This window comes from Celeribacter sp. (genome assembly GCF_048266405.1).
Classification (GTDB): Bacteria; Pseudomonadota; Alphaproteobacteria; order Rhodobacterales; family Rhodobacteraceae; genus Celeribacter.
In genome coordinates this window covers 350,760-375,660 of sequence record NZ_JBLWZO010000003.1, presented here as the reverse complement: position 1 = coordinate 375,660, position 24,901 = coordinate 350,760, and the positions used below count along the sequence as shown (strand labels likewise).

Here is a 24,901-nt window from a genome sequence, read left to right as displayed (position 1 = left end):
GACGGCTCTTGGGTGGGCAGGGGACCACGCACGATTTTGCCATCGACGAAATGGATGCCGCATTCTTCTTTTTTGCTGCCGCGCCAACGGCCCGCGCGGGGGTCTTCCCCCTCTTTGACGGGCGAGGTGCAGGGGGCACAACCGATAGAGGGGTAGCCCTTTGCCACAAGCGGGTGGCGGGGCAGGCGGTTGTTGATGATGTAGTCCTGCACATCTTGGGGCGACCAATGGGCCAAGGGATTGATCTTGATCCGCATATCCAGTTCGTTTTCAAAGAAATCAAGCGTTTGACGGCTGTTTCCCTGAAACCTTTTGCGCCCCGTGATCCACGCGTCAAAGCCGCCAAGCGCGGTTTGTAGGGGCACGGTTTTGCGCAGCGCGCAGCAGCTATCGGTATCGGTTTGGTGGAGCAGGCCGTCGGGATCATGCGCCGCAACGCGCACAGGCGCAGGACGGATACGACGCAGATCGCGCAGGTCCAGAGCCTCCACAAGATCAAGTTGGTATTGGATGGTTTCGGGGAACAGCATTTCCGTGTCGATAAAGATCACAGGGGTGTCGGGTTTCATCACCGAGATCATGTGCAACAGCACAACGCTCTCGGCGCCGAAACTCGATACAAGCGCGATCCGTCCCAATTCCGCATCCCGCAACGCCAGTTCGAGCACCGAAGTGGCCGAGTGGTTGCGGTAGCGGTCATTGAGCCGTGCCACGCGTTCGTCAACCGACCCGTAGGTGGATTTCAAGAGGTCAGCCTCATGCGGCATTTGCACTGTCCTCTTTTGGAGGATAAAGCGCCGCTTTGAACGGCTCCATGCCAAGACGACGGTACGTCTCAAGGAAGGTTTCCTCGGGGCTTTCACGCAGATCGAGATAGGCGTAGATCAACCGCTCGATTGCGGGGATGATCTCGTTATAGGCAAATCCCGGCCCTGTGCGCTCACCGATGACGGTGGTCTCGGTGCCGTCGCCGCCAAGGGTGATTTGGTAGTTTTCAACCCCTGCGCGGTCGAGACCCAGAATGCCGATGTGGCCGACATGGTGGTGCCCGCAGGCATTGATGCAGCCCGAGATTTTGATTTTGAGCGCACCGATGTCATGCTCCAGTTTCAGCTCGTCGAAACGGGTTGCGATGCCTTGGGCCACAGGGATCGAACGGGCCGTGGCCAATGCGCAATAATCCATGCCGGGGCAGGCGATGATGTCAGAGATCAACCCGATGTTGGCGGTGGCCAAGCCCACGGATTTCAACACAGCATGAAGGGCGGGAAGGTTCGATTTGTGCACGTGAGGCAGGATGATGTTTTGCTCATGCGAGATGCGCAGTTCATCATGGCCCCAATCCCGTGCCGCCTGCGCAAGGACGCGCATCTGCTCGGATGTTGTATCGCCGGGGGTCTTGCCATGCGCCTTTGTGGACACGGTTACAATGGCATAGCCATCGGCTTTGTGTGGCGCGAGATTTGTATCTGCCCAAGCACGGAACATCGGGTCGTTTGCATAGGCACGCGTGTAGGCATCTACAGGGGCATCGGCAAAGGGCGGCGGAGTAAAGAATTGTTCGATTTGTGCAAGTACATCCAAAGCCGTCTCATCGAAATCGGGACGGATCTGGTTGAAGCGTTCTTCGACGCGGGCTGCGATATCTTCGATCCCGTGTTCGTGGACTGTGATCTTGATCCGCGCTTTGAACTTGTTATCGCGCCGCCCAAGCAGGTTCCACACCGAGACAACGGCCTCGAGGTAGGGCAGAAGATCGCCAAAGGAGATGAAGTCTTTGAGGACTTTACCGACCATAGGTGTGCGGCCTAGGCCACCACCGACGATGACTTCTGCGCCCAGTTCGCCATTCCGCTTTTTAAGAACCAAGCCAATGTCGTGCGCACGCACAACGGCGCGGTCGGCTTGCGCCCCTGTGACGGCCACTTTGAATTTACGTGGCAAGAACTGGAACTCCGGGTGGTCGGTGGACCACTGACGGATCAGCTCGGCCACGGGACGCGGATCAGCGACCTCATCGGCGGCAGCCCCCGCGAAATGGTCGGCGGTCACGTTGCGGATGGTATTGCCGCTTGTTTGTGTCGCGTGCATTTCCACATCGGCCAAGGCGTCGAGAATGTCGGGCACTTCGTGCAGTTTTGGCCAGTTGTATTGGACGTTCTGGCGGGTGGTGAAGTGACCGTAGCCCTTATCCCATTTGTCCGCGATATAGGCCAGTTGGTCCATTTGGTCGGGATTGAGCGTGCCATAGGGGATGGCCACACGCAGCATATAGGCGTGCAGTTGCAGGTAGAGACCGTTCATCAGGCGCAGCGGGCGGAACTCTTCCTCGGTCAGGGAGCCATCAATGCGACGCTCCACCTGTGCGCGGAACTGGGCGCAACGGGTGCGCACAAATGCTTCGTCGAAGTCGTTGTACTTATACATTGGCTACGGCTCCTGTGACCTGTTTGCCGTGGGCGTAATTCGATGGACCCTTGCGGCGGAATTCTTCGCGAAAATGGGTGGGCTCCGGGCCTGTGGCACCCTTCGCGGCGTCGGCGAGATAGGCTCCGACCTGCATCCCGTCTTTGGAGGCCTGCGCCAAGGCCGCCTCGGCGCTCTCGGCATCCTCGAACAGGGCGGCGTCTTTGAGCGCACGGACCCATGCGCCATTGGCATCAAGGTAGATCACATCACCATCAAGAAGGGCGTTGGCGGTGACGACTTTGGGAGTGAAGGGACGAGCCATGAGAGTTTTCCACTTGCGATTTCTGACTCTCAATTTAGAACATTGTTCTGTATATTGCACAGGTGCCCAAGCAAATAAGGGTGTTTGTTCTAACCGAACCAATGGGCTAGGCCTGTGTTCCGCTAAAATGGAGAAAATCGAAATGGGCGTCCAACTTGATGAGATGGATCGGAAAATCCTGCGTGAGCTTCAACACGATGCAAGCCAGTCTTTGGACGAAATTGCCAAAACTGTCGGCTCGTCAAAGACGCCCGTGTGGAATCGCATCCGCAAAATGCGCGAGAACGGGGTGATCGGTCAGGAGACCGTTATCCTTGACGCCGAGAGCCTTGGCTTGGAGGCGTGTTTCTTTGTTCTGGTGCGCACGAATGCCCATGAGGCGGGGTGGCAGGAGAAGTTCCTACAGGTGCTGCAAGCGCGTCCCGAGGTGTTGGAGGCGCACCGTCTGGCGGGGGAAATCGACTACATTCTCAAGGTCCGCGTCACCAACGCCAAAGCCTACGACGCCTTCTATCAGGCGCTGATTGAGGAAGTATCGATATATAACGTCACCGCATTGCTGTCGATGGAAGAGATCAAATACACCACCGAATTGCCGTTGTAAGTGTGATGAATGGCGGGTTTGAGCTCACACCAGAAGTGTCAAATTCTTGCTGCGCGCGCTCGCAGCGTGGAGAATGCTCCGTCAGCGTAAAATTTGGTGCTGCCGCGCATCGGGAAAGCCAGCCATTTGTGCCGAGTGCAGCAAGGATCAAAGGTTGAATTCACAGATTGCGGACAAAACTGCAGTTGACGATAGTCCGCACAATGACTGCTTTTCTTTGGCTGCACACGTAGCGAAATACTCTTTGGGCGAAACGCGGTCGTTCGCTCAGGATGTCAAGGTGTTAGTGTGGCTGTCCCAATGCAGATTCTGGCGAGGCCCGCGGGGGCGTGTACTCGCCTCAATCGTGGAATTTCTGTCAAGCCGTCTGGCCAATTCGGGTGACATTTTCCGCTAAGCTACGGGTAACTGACAGGCTGCGGGCAGTAGTTTGAGTCATTTGTGGCAGGATCATCCATGCCTGTCCAGAGCGCTCTTGGCTGCCTCGATGACACGCAGCTCCGTGCCCTTTCCGAGCGTCTGTCCGGCGCGCTTTTGGGGCTTTCTATGGCGCTCTATGAAGGCGCAGAAATCAGAGACGACCAAGTCTATGACCGCAATCTAGGTGACTACACACCGCTATGCATGATCTACACGCCAGACATCGAAATCGGGCTTGTGTGCAGCACTGAAGTCCCCGTCGGGCTCTGCGTCACGGGCATCGCCCAATCTGTGGTCAACGCGACATTAAGCGCAAACTTAGAGTGCTTCAGCACGCCGAGAAGATCGGCAAAAGCGCGTTCAGGGCTGCGGGATTTACATTCCCCAGTTGGACAATGCTTTGGCGGCCATCAGGCGCAAGATGCGCACCGCCGCCGTTTTTGAAAACGGTGATGGTGTAAGGTTTGCTCCGACCGGTCGCGCGCTGTGTCAGATCATAAGCGCTGACGTCAGATTGGCTCGTCATTGACTAACCCCGTCTTTCAAAGCCGCTCCAGCTTTCGCAGGCCCTTGGCGATCTGGAATATTTTTTGGCGCAGCCAGATATGCGACGGTAAATCGTGGGTTTTTTCCGTCCAAACCAAGCTGATGGGAAAGGTCCATGGAATAGGAGCATTGATCACGTAGAGATCGCCCGCAATTGCGTGTCCCAAGCGGCTCGGCACCGTTGCAACGAGATCCGTCCCGCGGATCATGTGCGGAAGGCCAGAAAGGCTGGGCGAGGATACGGGCTGATGCAGTTCGATATTCTCTGACTGCAAGCGCTGCACCACCGTTGACTGCCAGTTTTTATCATAGGATGTGATGGCGAGGTGCTGCGCGTCGAGATAGGCTGCACGATCAAAAGTCGGGGATTTCGCAAGCGGGTTCTCTGGGTCCATGATGCAGACGTAATGCTCTTCCATGAGCTTACGGCTCACAAACCCAGATTCGCTAGGCCGGAGCGCCCCAATCATCAAATCAGCCTCACCATCGGTGAGTTGCTGCCCGCCCCGCGATCCCGATGTTATCAGATCTACACGAACGCCTGGGGCGGATTTTCTTATGAACCGTATGAATGTCGGCAGCAAAACCCGCCGCGCATAAAAATTGCTGCTGATGACAAATTCGCTTCGTGCCGTTTCGGGATCGAACGTTCTGGGCGTGGCCAGATCCACCATTTTCTCGCTCATTTCTTTGGCGGTGGAGACGATCTCATCGCAGCGCCCCGTGGGTAACATCTTTGAGCCTTGGCGATAGAACAATGGATCCTCAAAGACATGGCGCAGCTTCTCAATTGTGTAGCTGACTGCCGATTGGTTGACCTCAATGGACTTCGCTGCGGCCGTGAATGACTGGGTCTCGTGTACGAGGATCAGGGTTCGTAGGGCCGCAAAGTCGATTGAAAGGATAGATTTTTTTGCCATTTGGTATCCTTCGGAATCGATGCGATAAAAAATTTTGATCAGAACTATCAGTTACATCCAATTGATGCATTTTAAAAAAGAAATTAGCCTTTTAACCGGAGGAGAAGAAGATCAGACATCGCCTGTTAAAGGAGACAACGCACGGCCACTCGCGCCGAGTGAAGCCGCACTTTGTCTGGCGACACATGATCCAAACACAATCCATACATAATCTTAGGAGGAGAAGATGAACGTATCTCAAGTAATTTTGCCGGCTGTCGTCGCAGGAATAATTGGCAGCGCGGCTATGGCCGAAACACAATTTTCACTTAGTTATTTCGTAGGGCCAAAGCACCGCTTTAACGAGGCCTTTTTCACGCCGCTTGGTGATAACCTCGAAGAGTTGTCTTCTGGCGCTCTTACGGTCAAACAATACGGGGGCGGCACGCTGAATTCCAATCCGGCGTTGCAATACTCCACAGTGGTTGAAGGCGTTGCGGATCTTGCCTTTGGTATTTCCAGCTACACATACGACCTTTTCCCTATTTCCAGCGCTGTCAGCGTTCCGGGCGTTTGTAATTCGGGCGTCGATTGCACCGAGGCGCTTTGGCGCGCGCAGGATCTGATTGAGGACGAATTCAACGCCAAACTGATCGCGATGTGGTCCAACGAACCGATGGCGATTGTGTCCAAGGATCGTCCCATCACCAGCTTGGAAGACTTCCAAGGCTTGAAGATCCGCGTGAGTTCGAACATCGAAGCTGACTTCTTGTCCGCTTTAGGGGCGTCTCCCGTCTCGCAATCGGTCTCCGAGATAAATCAGAACTTGGCGAATGGCACAATCGACGCCATAGCAATTGACCCGACATCTGTGCGTGACTTCAAACTCTTCGAGCCAGCAAACTACGTGACATTGGGCATGCCCACATCAGGCTTGGCCTTCTGGATTTTGATGAACAATGACACCTATGACGAGTAATCCGACGAGGAAAAAGCATGGGTCGATGCGGCTGGCGGGCGTGAACTGAGTGTCGCAGGGGCCCACACAACACAGGCCATGGCCGACGCCGCGCTGGAAACTGTACGCGAGTCTGGCGTTGAAATCCTGACCATGTCGCCTGAAGAAGCGGCACGGATCACCGAGGCTTTCGCGCCGGTACTGGCCGATTTTAAGGCGCAGGACTTCAACGGCGTAAGCGGCGCGGAGATCTTTGCCGCAATGAAGGGCGAGTAAGCATCATGCGCGGAAAGTCGTTCACAAAATGGCTGACACGCATTGGTGATTTCTTTGCCTTTGCGGCCGGGATCGGAGTCGTTCTTTTGGTGATGACAATCGTGATTGCAGTGGTTGGCCGGTATGCTTTCGGCCAACCCATTTTCGGTATCGAGGATGTTTCACGCATATTGCTCACCTTTATTGTCGCCGGTTCTATCGCATATGGCGCGCGCCGCGGAGCACACGTTCATGTAGATGTGATTTCGATGAAAGCAGGTCCTAAGGTCCTGTTTGTAAGTGACATAATAGCGAGGGTTATCGGCATCGCAGTTGTCTTCCTTGCATCCTACGCCCTCTTCACCAAGGGATTATGTGGGAAAGCTTGCGGCTATTTCACGCCAAACCTTAGCATTCCACATTTGCCCTTCTACATCGCCTTGTCGATCAGCATGGCACTGTATGGACTCATTATGGTGGTCGAGCTTTTCTCCGGTCAGCCGGTTGAAGAGCACACACCAGAAGAAGACGGGGAGTTATTCTAATGCCTTCTGATATTATGATTGGGGCCATTGGCTTTGTTGTCCTGCTCGTCCTACTGGCCATTCGCGTCCCTGTTGGTACCGCTATGTTGGCCGTTGGCGCAGGTGGTATCTACGTGCTGCATCCACGCGGCGAAATCGCGGTTTTCTCGACCTTGGCGGGGGAGAGCTTTTCGGTTTCCTACCTGTACTCTCTCACCATTTTGCCGCTGTTCGTCCTTATGGGCAATTTGAGCGGCGTGTCGGGAATGAGCCGCGACCTATATGACGCCGCACATGCGTGGTTCGGGCATCGCAAAGGCGGGCTGGCCTCGTCGACGATCGTCGGTTGTGCGGGCTTCTCCGCTCTGTCGGGGTCATCACTGGCAAGCGCCGTCACTATGGGCCGCGTCGCGATCCCCGAAATGAAGCGTTTCCACTATTCGGACGCTTTGTCGACGGGATCCGTCGCGGCTGGTGGCACCTTGGGTATTTTGATCCCGCCGTCGGCTGGGTTTGTTATCTACGCGATTTTGACCGAGGAAAGCATCGGACGCCTGTTTATGGCTGGTGTGCTGCCGGGTCTTATCTTGATGGGCCTGTTCATTGCAGCGATCACGATTCAGGTTGCGCGAAACCCAGATCTGGCCCCAGATGCTCTGTCCAAAGAGCCTCTTCGCGAGCGGTTTAAATCCCTTGTACGCGCACGGTGGATCATCGGCATTGTGGCTATTTCCATCGGAGGGATTTACGGCGGCATCTTCTCTGCGGTCGAAGCAGCCGGCATCGGCGCATTCCTTGCCGCAGTTGCAACCTTCCTACGCGGGACGTTCCGCTGGCCGGAAATCAAGAAGGCCATGGGGGACACGCTGTCTTCGACTGCGACCACATTTTACATTCTGATGGGCGCGTACGTCTTCACGCCCTTCGTCGCCCTCAGCGGAATTCCTGACGCCTTGAATGAATGGGTCGTGGGCTTGGGGGCGGGGCCGTACACGGTGTTGTTCCTATGCCTGATTGCGCTGGTGGTGCTTGGCACCTTTATGGAAGGTTTCGCCATTCTTGTTCTGACTCTGCCACTGCTTCAGCCTTTGCTGGAGGGGTATGGGTTCGACATGATTTGGTTCGGCGTGCTGATGGTGATCGTTCTCGAAATGGGGCTTATCTCTCCTCCCGTCGGGATCAACGTGTTCATTGTTAAAGGCATCGCGCCAGATGTTCCGATGAACACAATTTTCCGCGGCATCTGGCCATTCTGGTTTGCAATGGCCGTGATGATCATCCTGCTGGTGGTGTTCCCACAAATTGCTCTGCTGCTTCCGAACACCATGTTCGGCGTCTAACGAAAGGAAAATAAATGTTCACATTGTATCACCATGGGTCCTCTGTCTGTGCGGCCAAAGTACGCTTTGCAATGGCGCAAAAGGGGCTGGAGTGGGAGGGCGTCTATATCGACATTCTCAAGGGGGACCAGTTCGACCCAGAGTATGTGAAGCTGAACCCCAAGGCTGTTGTCCCAACCTTGGTTCACGACGGCACGGTCATCGTGGATTCAACCGTGATCTGCGAGTATCTCGACAAGATTTTGCCGGACCTTAACCCGATGCATCCCTCTGATCCGTGGGAGTATGCGCAGGCGCGGTATTGGACAAAGGCCGTCGATGAGGACCTTCACCCCGCGTGTGCTGCGCTGACCTTTGTCTGCTCACATCGGCACACAGTTCTCAAGAACTTGGGCGAAGAGGGGATGAAGAACTTCTTGGCGTCGACGCCGCCCATCTCGGTAACATCGGATTGGAAGGCCAAGAAAGACATCTTTACCCGCTATGGTTTTGAGGCACCTGAAGCTGTCGACAAAATCAAGCTCTACGATAGCTACTTGTGGAAGATGGAAAAGGCGCTCGAAACTGGCAACGATTGGTTGGTCGGAAATGAGTTCTCGATCGCGGACATTGCGATGGCGCCTTACGTCAACAGATGCGCTATGCTGTCCTTGAGTGGAATGTGGACAAACGGGCGCATGCCAAACCTCGAAAAGTGGTTTTCACGCGTCTCGGCTTTGCCCAACTTCAAAACATGTCTGCTCGATTGGGTGCCCGAAGATCTCACCAGCGACCTGCGCGAAAACGGCGCGAAGAGTTGGCCAGAGGTCGCGAAGATCTTGGACATTGTATCCCGCAATTAGCGTCAGACGCGAAGGGTCCTCATGCGTCGGTTTCATCGGAGCGCTGGTTATTTACTCACTAAGCATCTCGCACTCCGGCCCTTCCAAAAGCCTTTGAACCGGGGTTTCTTGTTATTGCTTTGGGTTTTGCGTCCAAAGCCGACCTTGGTTGGTCTTGTCGGGAGAGCAGCTTTGTCCCGCGACCTGATTGTTGGAACCGCGCGCGGCGAAAGGGTGGTTTGGAATACCCAATCTCGGCGCTCTCAATGTCCACTCTGGTGATATCCAAAATGCGTGGCGCTGCAAATGCGAAAAAATGATGCGTCAGCAATAGCCGCGTCTGCAAATGGCGGCTTCGTCCCGGTGGTTTCAATGGGTGAGCGCAACACTTTAATCTTTTTGGAAAGATGGAGTGAGAGAGATGAAGTATCGTACGCGGACGTTTTACACAGACAAACAGAAGTCCGAGATGTGGGATTCCTCTCGGCGATGCGAGCATCGCCTGCCGGCATTGGATGACAGCGCGGAGAGTCGATGAGTTCGATTGGGCGGCATTTCGATTGCGCTTCGTCTTCGATTTTCCCGCATTTGGCTCAGTTTGGCGGGATCCGACCCGCTGCCCGCAAGAGGTCACGTTTTGCTTTAAGCCTGATGGACCGTGAGGAGATATCTCGCGGGTTGGTCGCGCAGAAGTCGTTCAGATCAATCGCCAAGGCACTGAACCGTTCGCCTTCGACGATCAGCCGTGAGGTTCGCAGAAATGGTCGCCGCAGCAGATAGCGGGTTGGCTCAAGCGGAAACATCCCGAGGAGGAGCATCTTCGCGTGTCCCACGAGACGATCTATCGCAGCCTTTATGTGCAGACCCGTGGGGTTTTGAAGAAGGAATTACAGGAGTGTCTGCGCAGTTCACGCGCAATCAGACGGTCCCGCCATGCGACCCAGAAAGGGGTCAAGTTGCGCAAGATCAAAGGTGCGATCCCGATCAGTGAACGCCCTCCGGAGGTCGAGGGTCGGGCCGTGCCAGGGCACTGGGAGGGCGACCTCATCGTGGGATCTAACAACAGCTATATAGCCACGCTGGTCGAACGACATTCACGATTTGTGATGTTGGCAAAGGTCGAAAACAAGGACACCCAAAGCGTTATCTCCGCCCTGATCAAGCAAGCTCGCAAGCTGCCTAAAGAGCTGTACAAATCGCTGACTTGGGACCGTGGATCTGAGATGGCTGGCCATACGAAGTTTACGGTGGCGACAAAGATCGACGTCTATTTTTGTGACCCACAGTCACCTTGGCAAAGAGGAAGCAATGAAAACACCAATCGATTGCTTCGCCAATACTTCCCGAAAGGCACTGATATATCTGGTTTTAGTCAAGCCAAACTCAGCGCTGTCGCGCGCCAACTCAACGAGCGCCCCCGAAAGACCTTGCAATACCAAACCCCAGCAGAGAAATTTGAAGCCTGTGTTGCGGCGATCAGTTGAAACCACACCGCATAGCGGACATTGGCTCGTCCGCAAATAATGAAGGCCCGCAACCAGATTGCGCTCAACTATTGCCCGACTTGGTGAACCGTCCCGCATCCGCGGCGGCCATGCGTAGGGCGTTGGATTTGTTGATGGTTTCCTCAAACTCAAGTTGCGGATCGCTGTCGTAAACCACGCCGCCGCCTGCTTGGATGTAGAGCTTTTCGTTCTTCACCACACCCGTGCGCAGGGCGATGCACATGTCCATGTCGCCATTGGCGGAGAAGTAGCCAACACCGCCACCATAAACACCGCGTTTCTCGGGCTCCAACTCGTCGATGATCTCCATCGCGCGGACTTTGGGCGCACCTGACACTGTGCCTGCGGGTAGACCCGCGAGCAGGGCTGACAGCGCGTCCTCGTCGTCGGACAGTTCGCCCACAACGTTGGAGACGATGTGCATGACGTGGGAATAGCGTTCGATGATAAATTCTTCGGTCGGGCGCACGGTGCCGATTTTGGAGACTTTGCCCGTATCGTTGCGGCCCAGATCGAGCAGCATGAGATGTTCGGCCAGTTCCTTTTGATCCGACAGAAGATCCTCTTCGAGGGCCTTATCCTCGGCGGGGGTCGCGCCACGTTTGCGGGTGCCTGCGATCGGGCGAATGGTCACTTCGCCCTCAAAGACGCGCACGAGAATTTCGGGCGAGGCCCCGATGATCTGATAGCCGCCGAAGTTGAAAAAGAACATGAACGGCGACGGGTTGGTGCGGCGCAGTGAGCGGTACAGAGCGAAGGGTGGCAGGGGAAACTCCTGTGTCCATCGCTGCGCGGGCACCACTTGGAAAATGTCGCCTGCTTTGATGTAGTCTTTTGCCTTTTCAACGGCTTGAAGGTATCCTTCGTGGCTGAAATTCGACACTGGCGTCGGCGCTGTCCACTCTTGTCCGAGGTCGAGCGATGCCTCGACAGGCGCGCGTTCAAGGTCGCGCAACGCGTCCATCACGCGTTCGGCGGCCTGCGCATAGGCGGCTTTTGCGGATTGGCCCGAGCCGGCCCATGCGGGCGCTACGATGATCACCTCGCCTTTGACGCCATCCAGAACGGCCACAACAGACGGGCGCATCAACACCGCATCGGGCAGGCCGATGGGGTCGGGGTTCACGTCTGGCAGGTGTTCGACAAGGCGGATCATGTCATAGCCGAGATAGCCAAACAGCCCCGCGGCGGAGGCGGGCAGTTCGGCGGGCAGCTCGATCTTGCTCTCGTCAATCAGGGCGCGGATCGCGGTGAGCGGGTCGGCCTCTTGAGGGGTGAACCCGTCCGCATCAAAGCGTGCATTGCGGTTGATCGAGGCTTTTGTGCCCTCACATTTCCACACCAGATCCGGCTTCATTCCGATGATGGAATAGCGTCCTCGAACCTCGCCCCCCGTCACGGATTCAAGAATGAAACTGTCGGTGCGCGCGCCTGCAAGTTTGAGCATGATCGACACGGGCGTGTCGAGATCAGCGGCCACTTTGGCGTAGACGACTTGGTTCTGGCCCGCGTTATACGCGGCCTCGAAATCGGGAAAGGACGGGATCAGCGTGGCCATCTGTTCGACTTTCTGTGACGTTTCAGCGCCTTATGGCATTTGAGCATGCACGGCGTTGATTGCCGTTTGGTTGACCGTAACACCATCACGCAGACGCATCGCACTCGCAAATGCCGCTATGACGTCTTGGGCGGCTCCTTGTGCGGCTTGCTCGGCGTAGTTTGCAGCAATCTCGTCCATTTCGGTATTGGCTTCGGGCGGTTGAACCGTGTCGATCTTGGCGATCACCACGCGGTCGGTGCCTGTAATCACGGCCGTCGCACCCTGCGCCAAGCCAGGAGCGAAAACAGCGTCAATGAACCCTTGTGGCATTGTCGCGATAAAGTCGCGGCGGGTGATGTCGGTAAAGGTCTCGACGGGCAGGCCAAGCGCATCCATCGCGGTGCCAGAGGCGACTTCGGTCTGGATTTTATCCGCACGGGCTTTGAGCAGGCGGGCGGTCTCTGCGGTTGTCCAGTCGGCGATCACTTGGTCACGGACCTCGTCAAGAGGACGCAAAGCGGCAGGGTTGATCGCGTTCAGGCGCATGGCAAAGATGCCGCCATCGGACAGTTCGATGATCTCGGGGAAATCGCCGACTTGGGCCTCTTGCACCGCTGTGACAAAGGCCGAGAAGGAGGCGATGCCATCCTCGGACGCTGTGGTCCAGTCGATCTGTCCCAGTTCCATTGCGGTCTCGTCTGCGAGTTCTTCGAGCGTGGCGCCAGAGGCCAAAAGGTCGTCGAGGCTTTCAACGAGGTCGCCAATCTCGCGGCGGGCGGCGTCGGTGGCCATTTCTTTCGCCAGATCGTCGCGGGCCTCTTCAAAGGTTGTTTCTGTCGCATCAAGCACACCGTTGACGCGGAACAGCGCAGGGCCGAGGTCGGACATGACGGGGCCAACAACACCGAGGTCGTCGGCGGCAAAGACCACCTCAGCGGCGGCACCAATGTCACTTGCGGAGACATCGCCCAGATCAATATCGGTCAGCTCCAGACCGCGAGCGGTCACTTCGTCCTCGAATGTGCTTTCACCCGCTGCAATGCGGTCGGCGGCCGCTTGGGCCTCGTCCTCTGTCCCGTAGACAAGGCGTTCGACAAGGCGGCGTTCGGGCTGCATGTAGGCAGAGATATTGTCGTCGTAAATCTGGCGCAGGCTTGCCTCGTCCAATTCGGCTGTTTCGGCCAACATTGCGGGCGTGAGCCATGCGTAGGTGACATCGCGCGATTCAGGCGCGGTATAGGCCGCAGGGGTGGCCTCGTACTGGCTCTTGATCTGGTCTTCTGTTGGCGCGGCAATCTCGGTGTCGAGATCGGCGGCGGTCAGGCTTGCAACGCTCACCGTGCGGCGCTCGCCGAGCCAGTCGACGATGACCTTTGCATAGGCGTCGGGCATGACCACGCCTGTGGCCAAAGCTCCTTGCAACAAAGCCCGTGCGGTATCGGTGCGCAGGGATTCTTCAAACTCGCTGGGGGTCTGACCGAGGCGCTCGATGGCGAATTTATAAGTGTCAGGGTCGAATTTCCCGTCCAGACCTTGGAACGAGGGAATGGACATCAAGGTGCGGCGCACTTCTTCGTCGCCAACCGAAACGCCAAGGCGAGCCAGTTCTCCGTCGAGGGCGGCGCGGGTGAGAAGACCGTCGAGCACTTGGTTGGTGACGCCGAGTTGTTGGGCTTGGGCGACGGTGATCTGCTGACCCGTCTGTTGCTCAAGGGCGCTCAACTCGTTTTGCAAGGCGCGCGCGTAGAGATTGATATCGACCTCTTGGTCGCCCACGGCACCGACACTGCGGACCGTGCCGCCAAAGTTGGTGGCCCCGAAGCCGCCGAGGCCGAGCACCAATAGGCCCACAATGCCCAGTGCAACCATTTTTCCGCCGCTGCCTTTACCGCTCGCCATGTCTTTGTCTCTCCTTAACTGTGGCAAAATGTCTAGGCGGTTCGCGCCGCGCCCGCAAGGCGGATTGGCGCGTTATTGCAGTGATCATGGAGCAATATTGGCCAAACGGTCTAAAAGGTCCGTGATCCCGTCGCAATCGAGATTGGCAAAGGCAATGCGCAGTTGACGCGCGCCACGCGGATCGCCCTGCGGGGTAAAGAATGTCGCGGGCAAGAGAAGCACCCCCGCATGATCGACGAGCCACGGGGCAAGCTGGGAGGAGGGCATGTCGAACGGGTGGGCGACATAGGCGAAGAAGCCGCCCGTGCCCAAGAGTGTCCAACCCTTTGCGGCCAGTGGCGCAAAGCCGTTTTCAAGGGCGCTGCGGCGTTTCAGGATTTCGCGACGTTCCTCGGCGAGCCAGTCGCCCAAATTCTGCATCCCCCAAAGAGCGGCGCGTTGGCCCAATTGGTTGGGGCAAATGGTGACGGTGTCGAGATATTTCTCTACCTCTACGAGCCGTGCAGGTGAGGCCGTGAGCGCCCCGACGCGGTGGCCCGTTAGGCGGTAGGCCTTTGAAAAGGAATAGATTTGCACAAGCGTGTCGCGCCAATCAGGTTGGCGCAGCAGGATGTGTGGCGCTCCGTCACGGGCGTCAAAATCGCGGTAGGTCTCATCGACAACAAGCGCGATGCCGTGGGCGCGGGCCAAGGCGTAGAACTTTGTGAGCAAGTCTGACGGGTATTCGACGCCTGCGGGGTTGTTGGGTGTGACCAAAACGATGGCGCGGGTGCGCGGGGTGATGAGGCTTGCCGCGCGTTCCAGATCGGGCAGCATGTCCTCGCCCGTGGGCAGCGGTACAGCGGTGACGCCCGCCATATCGCACCACATTTTATGGTTGAAATACCACGGTGTGGGCAGGATCATCTCGTCGCCATGAGCGGCCAAGGTGGACATCACGGCGGTAAAGGCCTCGTTTGCGCCCGATGTGATGGCGATGTCCTCGGCGGTTACGGGGGCGGTGGCCGATGTGTGATAGGTGGCGTTGACGCTTTTTGCGACTTCGGCGCGTAAGTCGTGTTGGCCTAGGACTGCGCCGTAGAGGTGCGCACTGTCCTCCTCTACCGCGATCCGCGCGATCTCCTTGCGCAGGGCAAGCGGTGGCGGCGCCATAGGCGCGGCTTGGGAGACGTTTAGAAGTGGGCGGTCGGACGCAAAGGTTTTGCCCGCGACCCAAGACTGCGCCTCAACAATCGGAGAGCGGGAGGTGCGGGCCATCGGAAGGGCGAGGGGCAGGGGCGAGGTTGCGACCATTTGGGGCTCCTAAGCGTCAATTTGTGTTTGTTTTATACTTAGGTAGCGGGTGATGGGCTGGCAATGGGCGCGACCGTAATCGAAGGCCAAAGTGGCAAAACAAAACGCCCTCGCACGAGGCGAAGGCGTTTGGAATGGGTTGGAACAGTGAGCGCGCTTTAATCCTTGCCACGGTATGGCTGCACATATTGCAGCGCCATGTCCCAAGGGAAAAAGATCCATGTGTCTTGGCTGACTTCGGTCACGTAGGTGTCGACCTGTGGGCGGCCTTGGGGTTTGGCGTAGACGGTGGCGAAATGGGCTTTGGGGTACATTTTGCGGCACAGTTCGAGCGTTTTGCCGCTATCGACCAGATCGTCGATGATGAGAATGCCCGTGCCATCGCCCATCATATCGGCGTCAGGTGATTTAAGCACTTGAGCTTCTGAGCGATCCTGATGGTCGTAGGATTTGACCGAAATCGTGTCGACGGTGCGCACGTCCAACTCGCGGGCGATGATCATCGCGGGAGCCATGCCGCCACGGGTGATCGCAACAATCGCGCGCCATGCGCCGTCATCGGGGCCTTTGCCGTCCATTCGCCACGCCAAAGCACGGCTGTCACGGTGGATTTGGTCCCAAGAAACGTGGAAGCCTTTTTCGTGCGGCAAAAGCGGTTCGGTCATGTTTGGCTCTTTCTAGCGATGATGCGTTAAGTCGTGGCGATTTTTAGTCCGAAGGCGGCAATCATGCCACCCAAGAGGCGATCGGTCCAGAGTTTGGCGCGTGCGTAGGTGTCGCGCGCGCGTTTGCGTGAAAAAACGACCGCCACAAACAGATACCACATGGTTTCGTTAAAAAAGACGAAAAATAGCAAAGCGGCAAGGACGGACACCGATGTGCCTTGTGGAATCAGCCCCGCAAAGACCGCTCCAAAGAAGATTGCGGGCTTGGGATTGGCAAGCTGTGTGAACAGCCCAAGACGCATGGCATTGCCCAATGAGCGCGGTGTGGCCATTAGTGTTGCATCTGGCAGCGGGTCGCGGGCGTGGCGGATGGTCTTGTAACCGATCCAAGCCAAAAACAGCCCGCCTGCCACTTTGAACGCCAAATAGGCGCGGGGTACGACTTCAAAGACCAAAGCCAGTCCGAACATCGCGGCCATTGCCCAGATCACCGCGCCAAGGCCAAAGGCCACCGCAAGCCCACTCGCGGGGCGAAATCCTTCGGAGGCGGCGGTGCGCACGGAGACGACAAACGACGGACCTGGCGACATGGCGGCGACGAAATGCAGCGCAAGGATCGACAAGAAGATGGTTAGGGTCATGGTGCGGCCTGTCTAGGAAGACATCCGAGGGCCACGCCGTAAAACGGGCCCTCGGGGGATGGTTATACGTGGGGGCGGGCTTTAGCCCTTTGTGATGTCGGGCGCGTCAACGGCTTTCATGCCGACCACGTGGTAGCCCGCATCAACGTGGTGGGTTTCGCCCGTCACACCTGCGGAGAGATCCGAAAGCAAATACAGCGCGGAGCCGCCCACGTCGTCGATGGTCACATTGCGGCGCAGCGGCGAGTTGTATTCGTTCCATTTCATAATGTAGCGGAAATCGCCAATGCCGGAGGCGGCGAGGGTTTTGATTGGACCTGCCGAGATGGAGTTGACGCGAATACCGTCCTTGCCGAGGTCTTCGGCGAGGTAGCGCACGGAACATTCCAAAGCGGCTTTGGCGACGCCCATGACATTATAATGTGGCATAATGCGTTCGGCGCCGTAGTAGGTCATGGTGAGCATGGAGCCACCGTCCACCATCAGCTTGGCCGCACGTTGCGCCACGGCGGTGAAGGAATACACCGAGATGTCCATCGTCATGTTGAAGTTGTCGCGGGTGGTATCGACATAGCGGCCACGCAGTTCCGCTTTGTCGCTAAAGCCAATGGCGTGAACGATAAAGTCGATCTTGCCCCATTTGGCTTCGATATCAGCAAAGAGCGCATCGACAGAGGCGCCATCTGTCACATCGCAGGGCACGACGAAATCGGACCCGAGTTGTGCGGCGAGTGGGATAACGCGCTTTTTCAACTGCTCGCCTTGGTAGGAAAAGCACAGCTCTGCGCCATGTTCGGCCAGAGCCTTGGCAATGCCCCATGCGATGGATTTGTCGTTAGCGAGCCCCATAATGAGGCCGCGTTTGCCTTCCATAAGTTTTGTCATGGTCGGTCCTTTACCCATTTTATACCTGTTGCATCAGGCTTTATGCGGTTTGGGCGGCTCTCGCAAGGTTTTGGCCACAGCTGCGCTCACTTTGCCCGCATGAAATGGTGTGACTTGCCGTGCCGGGGGCAAAGGACTATTTGCGAATAGGTACAGCCACGGAGGGCAGGGCGATGGAAACGCGTAAAGGGATTTTTGCAGGGGACAATCCGTTCGAGATTGCACGTGCATGGTTGGCGGAGGCCGAAGGCACAGAGATCAACGATCCCAACGCCATTGCCCTTTCCACGGTTGACCCGAGCGGACTGCCCAATGTGCGGATGGTCCTGCTCAAAGAGATCGCTGATGACGCTTTTGTGTTCTTTACCAATTACGAGAGCCAAAAGGGCGTAGAGATCGAAGCAAGCGGAAAAGCGGCGTTTGTGCTGCATTGGAAGAGCCTGCAACGGCAAGTGCGTGTGCGCGGACCCGTTGTGCGCGAAAGCTCAGCTGCATCGGATGCCTATTACGCGTCGCGCGCTCTTGGCAGCCGTATCGGCGCATGGGCGTCCAAGCAATCGCGCCCCTTGGCGTCCAAGGCCGCGTTGATGGAAGCTGCGGCCAAAGAGGGGCTAAAACACGGGTTGAACCCGAAAAGGCCTGATTTTTGGGGCGGGTACAGAATTGTACCACTTGAGATTGAATTTTGGGCAGCGGGCGAGTTTCGGCTGCATGACCGTTTCCAATGGCGGCGCGCGGAAATTGATGCCCCTTGGGTCATTCAGCGTCTCAATCCCTGAAATTGGTATTTCCCTTAGGGAATATACCTAAATTTACGTCGGGGGATGCCGCAACTTGGTCTAAAAGACAGGTATTGATGCCTTGCATCCTCCGCCATTCTGCCCCAACTGTACGGGTGGGATGAGCGGGCACTTGTAGTGGGTGCCCATAAAAATGGAGGGAGCGTCCGCGCTCCTACGTACATATATGACTGATGATGATGGTTTGAACATCGTATCGGGCCACGTGAAATGGTTCGATCCGGTGCGAGGATTCGGCTTTGTCGTTTCCGATGAGGGCGGATCTGATATTCTGCTCCATGCCAATGTGTTGCGCAATTTCGGACAGAGTTCTGTAGCAGACTTGGCGAAGATAACACTTTCGATACAAAAAACAGAACGCGGCGTACAAGCTGTCGAAGTGCATGAAATTTCTCCACCTGAACAAGGTGAGGGGCTCATTCTTGAAGATTTGGAACCCATTGATGGCGAAACGGAAAATCTTCCGTTGGAACCAGCGCGGGTGAAATGGTTCGACAAGACCAAAGGATTCGGATTTGCCAATGTGTTTGGCCGTCCCGAAGATGTCTTTGTGCACGTCGAGGTCTTGCGTCGTTCTGGTCTGGCTGATTTGATGCCTGGCGAAGCTGTGGGACTACGTGTCATCGAGGGCCGTCGCGGTCGGATGGCGGCACAGGTCACGGCATGGGATGTGGCGCTGAAAAACAATGTGCAAACAATCGAACAGACAGACGACTGCAACGGGGCGGATCTCGACTAATCCCTTTCGGGTTAGGCCGTTGCTTTTTGCACTGATTGCGATCTGCGCGGTCGGAGGGAGTGCCTCCGACGCGTGGGCGCAGTCCTGTGCGCTTGATCGCGCGGTGGTCTCTGGTGACTTTGGCACCGTGGGATTTGCGGTCGAGATTGCCGATGATGTTGCCGAACGCGCTCAAGGATTGATGCATCGCGAAACGATGCCGCGCCTGTCTGGAATGCTCTTTGTCTACGAGAACCCGCGTCCTGTGGCGTTCTGGATGAAAAACACTCTGATTCCCTTGGATATGCTGTTTGTCGATGAGCGTGGCGTTGTCACGCACATCCATGAAAACGCTGTGCCATTGGATACCACGGCGATTGAGGGTGGTGATCAGGTCTTTGCCGTGCTTGAGATCAATGGCGGGTTGTCCGAGTCGTTGGGACTCAAAGTGGGCGATACGATAATGCATCCCGCTTTCGGCGCGGATGCTGCGGCTCCTTGTGCGCCCTAAGGCAGGGATTACCTTTTCTTTTTGTTCAATTTACCCTGCAAAACGCCGGGACATTCGGTGTTGAGCGGGTTGTGATTTACTCTTGTGCAAGAAGAAGCAAAAAAACTGCATAAAGGGTCTTTTCTTTGCCGCGGACAGGATATAGGAAACGCACACGGTCGGGGCGTGGCGCAGCCTGGTAGCGCACCTGTTTTGGGTACAGGGGGTCGGAAGTTCGAATCTTCTCGCCCCGACCACTTTTCAAAGATCTCGCACGAAACGCGATGAACCAGATGACACGGCGGGACACCCGCCATGTGTCGCTGTGATGGCAGGTCGCCATCAAATATCTCCCTCTTACACTGTGATTGATTCGAGAATGTGACAACTGTCGCGTCCGATGCCATTGCCGCGGGTGTGATAGGAAAATTCTACCTTATATAGAGAGCTTATGCGGGGTTCTTGAGGGTGGCGCACAGTTTTTCACCACTATATCTAGTATCTGGGCGCTGCGCTCCAGGTGGTGCAAATGTGTGACGGAAACATCCATACATGCAAAATTGAGGTTATCCACATGCCTTCGTGCATAGTTTCAAATGCACCGCAGAAGTGGTGTAAAACAAAGGTAAAATCTGACGCTGTTAACCTTCTCGAATCGAGCGCCCCTGTGGGTAAAATCGGTCAACAGAAAATCGCCTAATAATTCGTGAAAATTTCGTTGACCGATGACCTGAAAACGCTGCACATTGTGCGGGCCGAGTGGTTGGCTACTACATGTAGTGTTGATCGCGGCGAGGGACACGGGGCCGTCAAGGTCGGTAAGATCGAAGGCACAGATCTGCATAGGGTAGGGTTTTAAGGCCATATTCCCATAAAGCAGACGGGCAAACGGTAACGCCGGCGTAATAGGCAGACCTGCATATATAGTGATGGTACGGAATCACCCGCCAGTGCGCTGGCGTCAGGTAGGATTTTGCGTATCGGACTTTATCCCTCCCGTGACAGACACAAGATGTAGCGTTCCAGTCCACTGAGAACGGCGCATGGGTCAGTGATGTACGCACAAATTCTACGGGGCAGTATAAATGAAAATAGATCGCAATTTCACCACAGCAGGCAAAGACGCATACGCGGATATTGCGTTCACCACGACAACCTCGGAGATTCGCAATCCCGATGGCACGGTCGTCTTTAAGCTCGATGAGTGCGAAGTCCCCGCGAAATGGAGCCAAGTGGCTTCCGACGTCATTGCACAGAAATATTTCCGCAAAGCAGGCGTGCCTGCGGCGACCAAAAAGGTGAAAGAGAAGGGGGTCCCCGTCTTCCTTCAGCGTTCCGTCCCTGACGAAGCGGCACTCGCCAAACTGCCCGAAGATCAACGCTTCGGTGGAGAGATCTCCGCCAAGCAGGTGTTCAACCGTCTCGCAGGCGCATGGGCGTACTGGGGTTGGAAGGGGGGCTACTTCACCTCCGAAGAGGATGCACGGGCCTACTATGACGAGATGCGCTTTATGCTTGCCCGTCAGATGGCCGCACCGAACTCGCCACAGTGGTTCAACACAGGTCTGCACTGGGCCTACGGCATCGACGGTCCGGGCCAAGGTCACTACTATGTCGACTACCAAACCAAAGAGTTGACCCGTTCGACCTCTGCCTATGAACACCCACAGCCCCACGCCTGTTTCATCCAGTCTGTCGAAGACGATCTGGTGGGCGATGGCGGCATCATGGATCTTTGGGTCCGTGAGGCTCGTCTGTTCAAATACGGCTCTGGCACAGGCACCAACTTCTCATCCCTGCGTGGTGCCAATGAAGCGCTCTCGGGTGGCGGTAAATCCTCTGGCCTGATGGGCTTCCTCAAGATCGGCGACCGCGCCGCAGGCGCGATCAAGTCGGGCGGCACCACACGCCGTGCGGCCAAGATGGTGATCTGCGACATGGATCACCCCGATGTTGAGGAATTCATCAACTGGAAAGTGATCGAAGAGCAGAAAGTGGCGTCCATCGTTGCGGGCTCCAAGATGCACGAACGTCAGCTCAACGAGATTTTCGACGCCATCGGCACATGGGACGGCGCCGAAGACGCCGCGTTTGACCCCAAGAAAAACCCTGCTCTCAAAGAGGCTATCAAATCCGCCAAGCAGGTTGCGATCCCCGAGACCTACGTTAAACGCGTGTTGGATTACGCAAAGCAGGGCTATTCCTCGATTGAGTTTCCAACCTATGACACCGATTGGGATTCCGAGGCCTATGCATCTGTTTCCGGTCAAAACTCCAACAACTCCGTGCGTGTCACTGATGCCTTCCTTAAAGCCGTCAAGGATGACGCCGATTGGGAGCTGATCCGCCGCACCGATGGTGGCGTTGCAAAAACCGTGCGTGCCCGCGACCTGTGGCAGGACGTTGGCCACGCCGCATGGGCTTGTGCCGATCCGGGAATCCAGTTCCACGACACCGTTAACGCATGGCACACTTGCCCCGAAGACGGTGCAATCCGCGGCTCCAACCCCTGTTCCGAGTATATGTTCCTCGACGATACGGCCTGTAACCTCGCGTCGATGAACCTGCTGACCTTCCTCAAGGGGGGCGTGTTCGATGCAGAGGAATACATGCACGCGACCCGCCTGTGGACGCTGACGCTCGAAATCTCCGTGATGATGGCGCAGTTCCCATCCAAAGAGATTGCACAGCGCTCGTTCGACTTCCGCACCTTGGGTCTGGGATACGCCAATATCGGCGGCCTGCTGATGAACATGGGCTTCGGTTACGACAGTGACGAGGGCCGTGCCCTTGCCGGTGCGCTGACCGCGATCATGACGGGCGTGTCCTATGCAACCTCCGCCGAGATTGCAGGCGAGCTTGGCGCTTTCGACAAGTTCGAGAAAAACCGCGACCACATGCTGCGTGTCATTCGCAACCACCGCAACGCGGCCTATGGCAAGACCACGGGCTACGAAGACCTCGACGTCAAACCCGTCGCCCTTGATCACGCCAACTGCCCCGATGCGAAACTGGTCGAACTGGCCAAGACCGCTTGGGACGACGCGCTCGAACTGGGCGAGAAAAACGGCTACCGCAACGCACAGGTCTCCGTGATTGCCCCAACAGGCACCATCGGCCTTGTGATGGACTGCGATACCACAGGCATCGAGCCAGACTTCGCGCTTGTGAAGTTCAAGAAACTCGCGGGTGGCGGCTACTTCAAAATCATCAACCGTTCGGTTCCTGCCGCTCTTGAAAAACTCGGTTATTCGAGCGCCGAGATTGAAGAGATCGTGGCCTACGCGGTTGGTCACGGTACCATCGGCAACGCACCAGGGATCAACCACACCGCGCTGATCGGTCACGGGTTCGGCCAAGCGCAGATCGACAAGATCGAAGCAGCGCTGCCTTCTGCCTTCGACATTCGTTTCGTGTTCAATCAGTGGACATTGGGCGAAGAGTTCTGCACTGGCACGCTCGGCATCCCTGCCGAAAAACTGAACGATCCGTCCTTTGACCTGCTGCGCTCGCTTGGGTTCTCCAAGAAGGACATCGAGTTGGCCAATGACCACGTTTGCGGCACCATGACATTGGAAGGTGCGCCGCACCTTAAGGAAGAGCATTACTCGATCTTCGATTGTGCCAATGCCTGCGGTAAAAAAGGCAAGCGTTATCTGTCGGTTGAAAGCCACATCACGATGATGGCTGCGGCGCAGTCCTTCTTGTCTGGCGCGATCTCCAAGACCGTGAACATGCCAAACGACGCAACCATCGAAGATTGCCTCGCGGCCTATGAGCTGTCGTGGTCGCTCGGTGTCAAAGCAAACGCACTCTACCGTGACGGCTCCAAACTGTCGCAGCCTTTGGCCACCGCGCTGATCGAGGACGACGAAGAGGCCGAGGAAATTCTCGCCTCTGGCTCCACCCAAGAGAAAGCTGCCGTGCTTGCCGAGAAGATCATCGAAAAGGTCATCGTCAAAGAGATCGCACGTGGTCGCGAAAAGATGCCTGATCGTCGCAAAGGCTACACACAAAAAGCCAACGTTGGCGGTCACAAGGTCTACCTGCGCACAGGTGAGTATGAGGACGGCACACTCGGTGAAATCTTCATCGACATGCACAAAGAGGGCGCGGGCTTCCGCGCGATGATGAACAACTTCGCCATCGCCGTTTCCGTGGGTCTTCAGTATGGCGTGCCGCTCGAAGAGTTTGTCGATGCCTTCACCTTCACCAAGTTCGAGCCTGCGGGCATGGTTCAAGGCAACGACAGCATCAAAAATGCCACGTCGATCCTCGACTACATCTTCCGCGAATTGGCCGTGTCTTACCTCGACCGCACCGATCTCGCCCATGTCAAACCGCAAGGCGCGTCCTTCGACGATCTGGGCCGTGGTGAGGAAGAGGGCAAATCCAACGTGACTGCACCGTCTGAGGCGGCTTCTGTCAAATCTTTGGAAGTGCTCAAGCAGATTTCCTCAACGGGCTATCTGCGCAAGCGGATGCCGCAGGAATTGATGGTGCTGCAAGGCGGGGCAGGGGCAATGGCATTCAGCAACGCCGTTGACGCCGAAGCCGCGCTTCAGACCCTGGTGCCCGAGGTCAGTGCCGCGATGACGACATCCGTATCGACTGGCACAGCGGTGTCGTCGGGAACAGTGTCGATGGACGCGCGGACCAAGGCGAAGATGCAGGGCTACGAGGGTGATCCCTGTGGCGAATGCGGCAACTACACCTTGGTGCGCAACGGCACCTGTATGAAGTGCAACACCTGCGGCGGCACATCCGGCTGTAGCTAAGCGATAGGACGAAGAAGACGATGGATATGATTTTCGATATCGCAGGTCAGGCATGTGTGGCGGATCGTGTGCAAATGCGCGGTAACACAATTATGGCCGAGTTCTCCTCCGAGGCGGCGGGGCCACTGGCCACGGCCTATGACGAGAGCGCGTCTGTCGTTTTGATGGGGATGCCCCGCCTTGACGTGACCTATTCTGTGCAGACCTATCGTGCTGATGGCGTAGGGGGCTGCTCGGCGGTGTTCTCCGTCAACAGCTCCGCAGGGCGGGTGCTGCACTAAAGAAACGAGTTTCCCTGTCCGTCCCGAGTGCGGGCAGGGTCGTGAGGTTCGATCTCTCTCGTTCCCCCTGCGGGACCGAGCGGGTTCATCGAACACCTTTCTGGGGCGGATGCGTTCGCCCTCGACGCGGGTCAGGCCACAGGCAATAAACACCGGGCGGTATCAATCACGAGCCTGATCAGCGAAACTGGGGAGCCTTCGGGTTCCCTTTTTTCTTTTGTGGGGATGCAAACGGGCATTGGTCGGATTGGACTTGCAAGAGTGGGGTCGACCCCCTAGAACGTCGATTGATTTATAGGACGGCCTTC

The 24,901-nt window shown here is 56.7% G+C and carries 21 protein-coding genes, 1 tRNA gene and 2 pseudogenes; 14 read left to right on the top strand and 10 right to left on the bottom strand.

Going from position 1 to position 24,901, the window contains the following annotated elements; genetic code table 11:
- Positions 1–5: 5 nt before the first annotated feature.
- From ACN0TS_RS09280 to ACN0TS_RS09270, 3 genes and pseudogenes are all read right to left on the bottom strand, one after another.
- Positions 6–767, bottom strand: a pseudogene (locus ACN0TS_RS09280) (phosphoadenylyl-sulfate reductase); the annotation flags it as partial.
- Positions 757–2,427 (bottom strand): nitrite/sulfite reductase, encoded by a 1,671-nt coding sequence (locus ACN0TS_RS09275; protein ID WP_417259065.1) that lies wholly within the window; start codon positions 2,425–2,427, stop codon positions 757–759. The gene ACN0TS_RS09275 and the pseudogene ACN0TS_RS09280, both read right to left, overlap by 11 nt.
- The gene (locus ACN0TS_RS09270) at positions 2,420–2,731 is read right to left on the bottom strand and encodes a DUF2849 domain-containing protein (RefSeq protein WP_417259064.1); all 312 of its coding nucleotides are present in this window, start codon (positions 2,729–2,731) and stop codon (positions 2,420–2,422) included. Before ACN0TS_RS09270 ends, ACN0TS_RS09275 begins: the two co-directional genes overlap by 8 nt.
- 142 nt (positions 2,732–2,873) lie before the next feature.
- Between ACN0TS_RS09270 and ACN0TS_RS09265 the strand changes: the two genes are divergently transcribed.
- Both ACN0TS_RS09265 and ACN0TS_RS09260 read left to right on the top strand, forming a co-directional pair.
- Positions 2,874–3,335, top strand: coding sequence for an Lrp/AsnC family transcriptional regulator (locus ACN0TS_RS09265; protein WP_417259063.1), 462 nt, complete (start codon positions 2,874–2,876; stop codon positions 3,333–3,335).
- A gap of 456 nt (positions 3,336–3,791) precedes the next feature.
- On the top strand, positions 3,792–4,199 hold the full coding sequence (locus ACN0TS_RS09260) for a hypothetical protein (protein ID WP_417259062.1): 408 nt from the start codon (positions 3,792–3,794) through the stop codon (positions 4,197–4,199).
- A gap of 98 nt (positions 4,200–4,297) precedes the next feature.
- On the opposite strand, the gene ACN0TS_RS09255 is transcribed toward ACN0TS_RS09260, so the two are convergent.
- Entirely contained in the window at positions 4,298–5,221 is a 924-nt protein-coding gene (locus tag ACN0TS_RS09255; RefSeq protein ID WP_417259061.1) for a LysR family transcriptional regulator, read from the bottom strand.
- A gap of 226 nt (positions 5,222–5,447) precedes the next feature.
- On the opposite strand from ACN0TS_RS09255, the gene dctP reads away from it, so the two are divergent.
- The 6 genes and pseudogenes from dctP (at position 5,448) to ACN0TS_RS09225 (ending at position 10,582) form a co-directional block, all read left to right on the top strand.
- Positions 5,448–6,179 carry a TRAP transporter substrate-binding protein DctP gene (dctP, locus tag ACN0TS_RS09250; protein ID WP_417259060.1) on the top strand — a complete coding sequence of 244 codons (732 nt, stop codon included), beginning with the start codon at positions 5,448–5,450 and terminating at the stop codon, positions 6,177–6,179.
- Between the two features lie 78 nt (positions 6,180–6,257).
- On the top strand, positions 6,258–6,434 hold the full coding sequence (locus ACN0TS_RS09245) for a hypothetical protein (RefSeq protein WP_417259059.1): 177 nt from the start codon (positions 6,258–6,260) through the stop codon (positions 6,432–6,434).
- A gap of 5 nt (positions 6,435–6,439) precedes the next feature.
- On the top strand, positions 6,440–6,958 hold the full coding sequence (locus ACN0TS_RS09240; protein ID WP_417259058.1) for a TRAP transporter small permease: 519 nt from the start codon (positions 6,440–6,442) through the stop codon (positions 6,956–6,958).
- The gene (locus tag ACN0TS_RS09235) at positions 6,958–8,277 is read left to right on the top strand and encodes a TRAP transporter large permease (protein ID WP_417259057.1); all 1,320 of its coding nucleotides are present in this window, start codon (positions 6,958–6,960) and stop codon (positions 8,275–8,277) included. The genes ACN0TS_RS09240 and ACN0TS_RS09235 overlap by 1 nt, the downstream gene beginning before the upstream one ends.
- Positions 8,278–8,291: 14 nt before the next feature.
- Positions 8,292–9,119, top strand: coding sequence for a glutathione S-transferase family protein (locus ACN0TS_RS09230; protein WP_417259056.1), 828 nt, complete (start codon positions 8,292–8,294; stop codon positions 9,117–9,119).
- 400 nt (positions 9,120–9,519) lie between these two features.
- Positions 9,520–10,582 (top strand): annotated as a pseudogene (locus ACN0TS_RS09225) (IS30 family transposase).
- A 64-nt stretch (positions 10,583–10,646) separates the two neighbouring features.
- Here the strand turns inward: ACN0TS_RS09225 and trpE are convergent.
- From trpE to fabI, 6 genes are all read right to left on the bottom strand, one after another.
- Positions 10,647–12,161, bottom strand: a complete 1,515-nt coding sequence (gene trpE / locus ACN0TS_RS09220; RefSeq protein WP_417259055.1) for an anthranilate synthase component I — start codon at positions 12,159–12,161, stop codon at positions 10,647–10,649.
- A 30-nt stretch (positions 12,162–12,191) separates the two neighbouring features.
- Positions 12,192–14,042 carry a peptidyl-prolyl cis-trans isomerase gene (locus ACN0TS_RS09215; RefSeq protein WP_417259054.1) on the bottom strand — a complete coding sequence of 617 codons (1,851 nt, stop codon included), beginning with the start codon at positions 14,040–14,042 and terminating at the stop codon, positions 12,192–12,194.
- Positions 14,043–14,126: 84 nt separating this feature from the next.
- A complete protein-coding gene (locus tag ACN0TS_RS09210) occupies positions 14,127–15,335 on the bottom strand; it encodes an aminotransferase (RefSeq protein WP_417259053.1) in 1,209 nt (402 codons plus the stop codon).
- 158 nt (positions 15,336–15,493) lie between these two features.
- Entirely contained in the window at positions 15,494–16,000 is a 507-nt protein-coding gene (gene gpt, locus ACN0TS_RS09205; RefSeq protein WP_417259052.1) for a xanthine phosphoribosyltransferase, read from the bottom strand.
- Between the two features lie 26 nt (positions 16,001–16,026).
- A complete protein-coding gene (locus ACN0TS_RS09200; protein WP_417259051.1) occupies positions 16,027–16,641 on the bottom strand; it encodes a LysE family translocator in 615 nt (204 codons plus the stop codon).
- Positions 16,642–16,722: 81 nt separating this feature from the next.
- The gene (gene fabI / locus ACN0TS_RS09195) at positions 16,723–17,526 is read right to left on the bottom strand and encodes an enoyl-ACP reductase FabI (protein ID WP_417259050.1); all 804 of its coding nucleotides are present in this window, start codon (positions 17,524–17,526) and stop codon (positions 16,723–16,725) included.
- A gap of 173 nt (positions 17,527–17,699) precedes the next feature.
- Between fabI and pdxH the strand changes: the two genes are divergently transcribed.
- The 6 genes from pdxH to ACN0TS_RS09165 all read left to right on the top strand — a co-directional run bounded on the left by pdxH (position 17,700) and on the right by ACN0TS_RS09165 (position 24,593).
- Positions 17,700–18,305 (top strand): pyridoxamine 5'-phosphate oxidase, encoded by a 606-nt coding sequence (gene pdxH, locus ACN0TS_RS09190; RefSeq protein ID WP_417259049.1) that lies wholly within the window; start codon positions 17,700–17,702, stop codon positions 18,303–18,305.
- Positions 18,306–18,492: 187 nt separating this feature from the next.
- A complete protein-coding gene (locus ACN0TS_RS09185) occupies positions 18,493–19,065 on the top strand; it encodes a cold-shock protein (protein ID WP_417259048.1) in 573 nt (190 codons plus the stop codon).
- Positions 19,066–19,084: 19 nt separating this feature from the next.
- Positions 19,085–19,555 carry a DUF192 domain-containing protein gene (locus ACN0TS_RS09180; protein ID WP_417259047.1) on the top strand — a complete coding sequence of 157 codons (471 nt, stop codon included), beginning with the start codon at positions 19,085–19,087 and terminating at the stop codon, positions 19,553–19,555.
- Between the two features lie 159 nt (positions 19,556–19,714).
- A tRNA-Pro gene (locus ACN0TS_RS09175) sits at positions 19,715–19,791 on the top strand.
- An 828-nt stretch (positions 19,792–20,619) separates the two neighbouring features.
- Positions 20,620–24,312, top strand: a complete 3,693-nt coding sequence (locus tag ACN0TS_RS09170; RefSeq protein ID WP_417259046.1) for a vitamin B12-dependent ribonucleotide reductase — start codon at positions 20,620–20,622, stop codon at positions 24,310–24,312.
- 20 nt (positions 24,313–24,332) lie between these two features.
- Complete coding sequence (locus tag ACN0TS_RS09165) at positions 24,333–24,593, top strand: hypothetical protein (protein ID WP_417259045.1); 261 nt, start codon at positions 24,333–24,335, stop codon at positions 24,591–24,593.
- Positions 24,594–24,901: the final 308 nt, after the last annotated feature.

Excerpts from the sequence above, each read along its gene's own strand:
- ACN0TS_RS09215 (WP_417259054.1), bottom strand. The coding sequence starts at position 14,042 with ATGGCGAGCGGTAAAGGCAGCGGCGGAAAAATGGTTGCACTGGGCATT.
- ACN0TS_RS09260 (WP_417259062.1), top strand. The coding sequence starts at position 3,792 with ATGCCTGTCCAGAGCGCTCTTGGCTGCCTCGATGACACGCAGCTCCGT.
- pdxH (WP_417259049.1), top strand. The coding sequence starts at position 17,700 with ATGGAAACGCGTAAAGGGATTTTTGCAGGGGACAATCCGTTCGAGATT.
- ACN0TS_RS09185 (WP_417259048.1), top strand. The coding sequence starts at position 18,493 with ATGACTGATGATGATGGTTTGAACATCGTATCGGGCCACGTGAAATGG.
- gpt (WP_417259052.1), bottom strand. The coding sequence starts at position 16,000 with ATGACCGAACCGCTTTTGCCGCACGAAAAAGGCTTCCACGTTTCTTGG.
- ACN0TS_RS09270 (WP_417259064.1), bottom strand. The coding sequence starts at position 2,731 with ATGGCTCGTCCCTTCACTCCCAAAGTCGTCACCGCCAACGCCCTTCTT.
- ACN0TS_RS09230 (WP_417259056.1), top strand. The coding sequence starts at position 8,292 with ATGTTCACATTGTATCACCATGGGTCCTCTGTCTGTGCGGCCAAAGTA.
- ACN0TS_RS09165 (WP_417259045.1), top strand. The coding sequence starts at position 24,333 with ATGGATATGATTTTCGATATCGCAGGTCAGGCATGTGTGGCGGATCGT.
- trpE (WP_417259055.1), bottom strand. The coding sequence starts at position 12,161 with ATGGCCACGCTGATCCCGTCCTTTCCCGATTTCGAGGCCGCGTATAAC.
- dctP (WP_417259060.1), top strand. The coding sequence starts at position 5,448 with ATGAACGTATCTCAAGTAATTTTGCCGGCTGTCGTCGCAGGAATAATT.
- fabI (WP_417259050.1), bottom strand. The coding sequence starts at position 17,526 with ATGACAAAACTTATGGAAGGCAAACGCGGCCTCATTATGGGGCTCGCT.
- ACN0TS_RS09245 (WP_417259059.1), top strand. The coding sequence starts at position 6,258 with ATGGCCGACGCCGCGCTGGAAACTGTACGCGAGTCTGGCGTTGAAATC.
- ACN0TS_RS09170 (WP_417259046.1), top strand. The coding sequence starts at position 20,620 with ATGAAAATAGATCGCAATTTCACCACAGCAGGCAAAGACGCATACGCG.
- ACN0TS_RS09210 (WP_417259053.1), bottom strand. The coding sequence starts at position 15,335 with ATGGTCGCAACCTCGCCCCTGCCCCTCGCCCTTCCGATGGCCCGCACC.
- ACN0TS_RS09235 (WP_417259057.1), top strand. The coding sequence starts at position 6,958 with ATGCCTTCTGATATTATGATTGGGGCCATTGGCTTTGTTGTCCTGCTC.
- ACN0TS_RS09275 (WP_417259065.1), bottom strand. The coding sequence starts at position 2,427 with ATGTATAAGTACAACGACTTCGACGAAGCATTTGTGCGCACCCGTTGC.
- ACN0TS_RS09200 (WP_417259051.1), bottom strand. The coding sequence starts at position 16,641 with ATGACCCTAACCATCTTCTTGTCGATCCTTGCGCTGCATTTCGTCGCC.
- ACN0TS_RS09240 (WP_417259058.1), top strand. The coding sequence starts at position 6,440 with ATGCGCGGAAAGTCGTTCACAAAATGGCTGACACGCATTGGTGATTTC.
- ACN0TS_RS09265 (WP_417259063.1), top strand. The coding sequence starts at position 2,874 with ATGGGCGTCCAACTTGATGAGATGGATCGGAAAATCCTGCGTGAGCTT.
- ACN0TS_RS09255 (WP_417259061.1), bottom strand. The coding sequence starts at position 5,221 with ATGGCAAAAAAATCTATCCTTTCAATCGACTTTGCGGCCCTACGAACC.